Genomic DNA, 4,922 nt, shown 5'->3' with positions numbered 1-4,922 from the left:
TACTTCTACTTCAACAGTAGGGTTACCTCGTGAATCGAGGATTTGCCTTGCATGAACATCAATAATTAAACTCATTTTATTTGTTTTAAGTGTTATATATCCTTAGTGTAAATATTACAATTACCCAGTTGATTATCAAAGTTAAAATAAAATTTAAACTATAGGGACGGATTGCCCTATAAAAATTACTCCCATTTGAATACCTTGACTGCCAGCGCATAAATTCCTATGCCCCAGATCAGCATTATTAAAATCTGTAATTTTACATCCCATAGCCCTGCACCCTCAAAAGCCACTTGTCGCATAGCATCGTTCAGATAGGTAAGCGGTAAAGCCCTGCTGATCGGCTGCAGCCAGGATGGAAAAAGATCTATGGAAAAAAAAGTGCCCGACAATAAAAACTGGGGCAGCGTGATAATATTTGCAATAGGGGGAATGGTACTTTCGCTTCTGGCGATACCAGAAACCACAAATCCAAATCCCATAAAGACGATCAGGCCTATCACTGACAAAACCAGCATATTCAATATGGTGACCAGCCCGTGGATCAGTGTGAACTGAAAGAAGAAATGGCCAACAAGAATGATAAACATTGCGCCCAGTAGTGCAAAGCCGATTCTCGCTATGCCTTCACCCAGAACAATGCTTGCCCTTTTCACTGGCGTGGCAAAAAAACGTTTGATTACTAGTGTCTGTCTCAGACTGAAAAATATAAATGCAGTTCCAAAGACACCTGTGCTCAGCAGGGAGAATCCCAGTTGTCCGGGTAAAATAAAATCGATCGTCCTGTAGTTCCTGCCATGAACAGTGCTCTCTTTGATCTCCGCCACGGAGGGTTTCAGGTCACGGTAATTCAGGGTGTACATCAGGTTTTTCAAGACAGATTTAAGAATGTTGCCTTTGTCTACTGAAGCTGATGTATATTTTACATCTGCCAGGTATGCAGGCTGTGGAACTGAATTTTTATGAACGTCAATTACCCCGGCAATTTTTCCTTTTTCAAGCAACTGCTGAATATCTGCTGCGGTTTTATCTTTTTCCAGATCAATCACATCAGTTTGTTCCAACGCTTTGATGACAGGATTCTGCAGATCTGATCCCGGCGCTACTGCCAGGTGTATCCTGATACCGCTGCCGCCCAGAAAGCCAAAAATCAGGATGAAGATCAGCGGAAAGGCAAGGGTAAACACTACTGCCGAAGGGCTGCGCATGATCGAGCGGAAACTGGCTTTCGCAAGTGCAAGGGTAGCTTTAGTATGGTTATATGGTGTATTCATTTTCGATTTTGTTAGCCTTGACGCCACTCTTTACCGGTCAGGTTGATGAATACATCTTCCAGATTGGCTTTTTTTACTTCCTTCTTACGCTCAAAACCACGGCTGATCAGCTGATCGATCAGGTTGTCAGGTGAGTCAAGCGCAATGATTTCACCATGTTCTACAAAAGCGACACGGTCACACAGCTGTTCAGCTTCATCCATATAATGTGTAGTGATCACCACGGTCGTGCCATTTTTGCGGATCTCAATGATCAGATCCCACAGGTTCCTTCTGGCCTGCGGATCAAGTCCGGTAGTAGGTTCATCCAGGAAAATGATCTTGGGCGCATTGAGCAGTGTGGTAGCAATAGAAAAACGCTGCTTCTGCCCGCCGGATAAAGCCTTGTATTTTGCTTTTGCCTTATCCTGCAGGTTTACCTTTTCGAGCATTTCCATGGGTTTGATGTCTACCCCATACAGACCGGCAAAAAGTTCCATCAGCTCCACCAGGTTAAGGTTGGGGTAATATCCTGCGGCCTGCAGCTGTACGCCGATAATACGTTTGATTTCACTGGCATCATGATCTACCGAAAAGCCATCTACGGTAATTTCGCCTGATGTTTTCTCCCGCAGGGTCTCGATGATTTCGAGGGTTGTGGTTTTCCCTGCACCATTAGGGCCAAGCAGTCCAAAAATCTCATTCTCGTAAACATCAAAGCTCAACCCCTTCACCGCAGTGAAGTCAGCATAATTTTTTACCAGATTACGGACACTGATAATGGGTTTGGTTCTATCCATAGGATAAATGTAATAAGGTTTTCACGCAAAAAGGATTGATATTGCACAATCCTTTTAAATATGTTGGTATAATGATGATAAACGCGGCTGAAATTCCTACCAGGTTTTTTCGCCTTTGATCATACCTATGAAATCATCAAACAGGTAACGTGAATCATGCGGACCAGGTGAAGATTCAGGGTGATATTGTACCGAGAATGCTTTCTTTCCTTTTACACGGATACCTTCGATCGACTGGTCGTTCAGGTTGATGTGGGTAATTTCTACTTTATCAGAGTTTCTTACTTCATCAGGGATGACACCAAAACCGTGGTTCTGGGAAGTAACTTCACAATGATCTTTAATTATATTTTTAACCGGGTGGTTTAAGCCCCTGTGGCCATTGAACATTTTCATGGTGCCGATTCCGTTTGCCTGTGCCAGTAACTGGTGACCTAAACAGATACCAAATAATGGCTTGTCAGCTTCAAGGATCTCTTTAACCATCTCAATCGCATAAGGCATTGCTGCCGGATCGCCCGGGCCATTAGAGATGAAGTAAGCATCAGCTCCCCATTTATCCATTTCTTCGAAAGAAGTCCTGGCCGGGAAAACCTGTACATATAAGTCTCTCTCGTCAAAATTACGCAGTGTATTTTTCTTGATTCCGAAATCTACCGCTGCAACTTTATAGGTAGCATCCGGGGAACCGTAGAAATAAGGCTCTTTGGTAGAAACCTGAGAAGATAACTCAAGACCATCCATCGAGGGAACACTTGCCAGTCTGGCTTTCAGTTCATCAATATCAGTGATCTCTGAAGAGATAATCGCATTCATTGCTCCCTGGTCCCTGATCTTTCTCACCAGTGAACGGGTGTCAATGTCAGATATTCCAACGATGTTCTCATTCTGGAAATAATCCTGTATAGATTCACTCGCTTCCTTGCGGCTGTAACCAATGTTGTAATTTTTACAAACCAAACCTGCAATTTTAATCGAATCTGATTCGATCTCTTCTTTGTGAATTCCGTAATTACCGATATGGGCATTGGTGGTGACCATGATCTGACCAAAATAAGAAGGATCAGTAAAAATTTCCTGATACCCAGTCATTCCGGTATTGAAACAAATCTCTCCTGTTGTTGTGCCAATTTTTCCGGCAGCTTTACCGTGGTAAACGGTACCGTCAGCCAATAACAGGATCGCAGGTAACTTGGTGTAGTTAGTCATCGTGATTAAAATGAGAAAATAATTTGAAAAAAGGGGTTAATGAACCGGAAATTAGCGAATTGATAGCGCTGTAAGAGCTGAAAAATGTGATGTTGAATACTCCGTTCATTTCGGGATACAAAGATACGTTTTTACGCAGTTAAATCAAGATTTTTTTTGAAAGGATTAAAATGTTACGCTCCGCTGTGTATATAATAAATGTGAACACACCGGTTTCTCAAATGAATACCCTAATTTTGTCCGCTTAAAGCATAAATTTATGTCTGTACACAAAGAAGTAAAACGTATCACGACCCACATTTTGCAGGAAATGAAGCAGCGTGGCGAAAAAATATCGATGTTAACTGCCTACGACTATTCTATGGCTACGGTTCTCGACGATGCCGGTCTGGATGTTTTACTGGTAGGTGATTCAGCATCGAATGTGATGGCTGGCCACGAAACTACATTACCTATCACCCTGGATCAGATGATCTATCATGCTCAGGGCGTAGTAAGGGGAGCAACGAGAGCATTTGTTGTGGTTGATCTTCCTTTTGGATCATACCAGGGCAATTCCAAAGAAGCGCTGAGTTCTGCAATCAGGATCATGAAAGAATCCGGTGCCCACGGGGTAAAGCTTGAAGGCGGAACTGAGATTGTAGATTCTATCGAAAGGATCATTACAGCTGGTATCCCGGTAATGGGCCACCTGGGATTAACCCCCCAGTCGATCTATAAGTTCGGTACCTATACAGTAAGAGCTAAAGATGAGGCTGAAGCTGAAAAGCTGAAAGTTGATGCAAAAGCCTTACAGGATGCTGGTTGTTTTGCAGTTGTGCTTGAAAAGATTCCGGCAGCTTTGGCGAAGGAAGTGGCTGAAAACCTGCATATTCCTGTCATAGGCATTGGTGCCGGTCCGCATTGCGACGGTCAGGTATTGGTTGTAAATGATATGATCGGATTAACCAAAGGCTTCAAACCCCGTTTCCTTCGTCAGTATGTGAACCTGTACGAAGAAATCCTGGGTGCAGCAAAATCTTATATCAGGGATGTGAAAGCCAACGACTTTCCAAATGAAAAGGAGCAATACTAAATGCCGGTAACTGACAAAGACATACTCTTCGAGGACAATCACCTGATTGCTATTAACAAGCGTTCCGGTGATATCGTACAGGTAGACGAAACCAAAGATGAACCTTTGGATGAAATGGTAAAAAAATACATCGCGGCAAAGTACAATAAACCTGGTGGTGCATTTCTTGGTGTGGTACACCGCCTGGACCGGCCCGTAAGCGGGGTGATCCTGTTTGCCAAAACGAGCAAGGCGCTGGAGCGGATGAATGCTGTTTTTAAAAACAGGGAAGTAAAGAAAACCTATTGGGCGGTGGTAAGGAATAAACCAGCAATCCCTTCGGGTACGCTGGTACACTGGCTGGTGAAGAACCCTAAAACAAATGTGGTTACCCCGCATCTTAAAGAAGTAGAAGGCAGCCAGCGCGCAGAACTCAGCTACCGGCTGATCGGTGAACTTGGCGGTTATTACCTGATTGAGGTTGATCCCTTAACGGGGCGCTCGCATCAGATCAGGGTACAGTTGTCAACATTAGGCTGTCCAATTGTGGGAGATAACAAATACGTCTACCCAAGGGGCAGCCGTAAAGGTAGTATCTGCTTG

General features: G+C 43.7%; 5 protein-coding genes. 2 read left to right on the top strand and 3 right to left on the bottom strand.

The annotated features are described in order from the left end of the window. Positions 1–185: 185 nt before the first annotated feature. The 3 genes from ABWY16_RS13475 to carA form a co-directional block, all read right to left on the bottom strand. Positions 186–1,277 carry an ABC transporter permease gene (locus tag ABWY16_RS13475; protein ID WP_353905167.1) on the bottom strand — a complete coding sequence of 364 codons (1,092 nt, stop codon included), beginning with the start codon at positions 1,275–1,277 and terminating at the stop codon, positions 186–188. Positions 1,278–1,288: 11 nt separating this feature from the next. Continuing rightward, positions 1,289–2,056 carry an ABC transporter ATP-binding protein gene (locus ABWY16_RS13470; RefSeq protein WP_353905166.1) on the bottom strand — a complete coding sequence of 256 codons (768 nt, stop codon included), beginning with the start codon at positions 2,054–2,056 and terminating at the stop codon, positions 1,289–1,291. A 96-nt stretch (positions 2,057–2,152) separates the two neighbouring features. Continuing rightward, complete coding sequence (gene carA / locus ABWY16_RS13465; RefSeq protein ID WP_353905165.1) at positions 2,153–3,265, bottom strand: glutamine-hydrolyzing carbamoyl-phosphate synthase small subunit; 1,113 nt, start codon at positions 3,263–3,265, stop codon at positions 2,153–2,155. Between the two features lie 259 nt (positions 3,266–3,524). On the opposite strand from carA, the gene panB reads away from it, so the two are divergent. Both panB and ABWY16_RS13455 read left to right on the top strand, forming a co-directional pair. Further along, positions 3,525–4,340: a 3-methyl-2-oxobutanoate hydroxymethyltransferase gene (gene panB, locus ABWY16_RS13460; RefSeq protein ID WP_353905164.1), complete on the top strand. Its 816-nt coding sequence runs from the start codon at positions 3,525–3,527 to the stop codon at positions 4,338–4,340. Then, positions 4,341–4,922: RluA family pseudouridine synthase (locus ABWY16_RS13455; protein WP_353905163.1), on the top strand; the 582-nt coding region annotated here is incomplete at its 3' end.

This window comes from Pedobacter sp. (genome assembly GCF_040513095.1).
Lineage (GTDB): Bacteria > Bacteroidota > Bacteroidia > Sphingobacteriales > Sphingobacteriaceae > Pedobacter.
The sequence above is the reverse complement of the archived record's forward strand: the minus strand, read 5'-3'. Positions and strand labels throughout refer to the sequence as shown.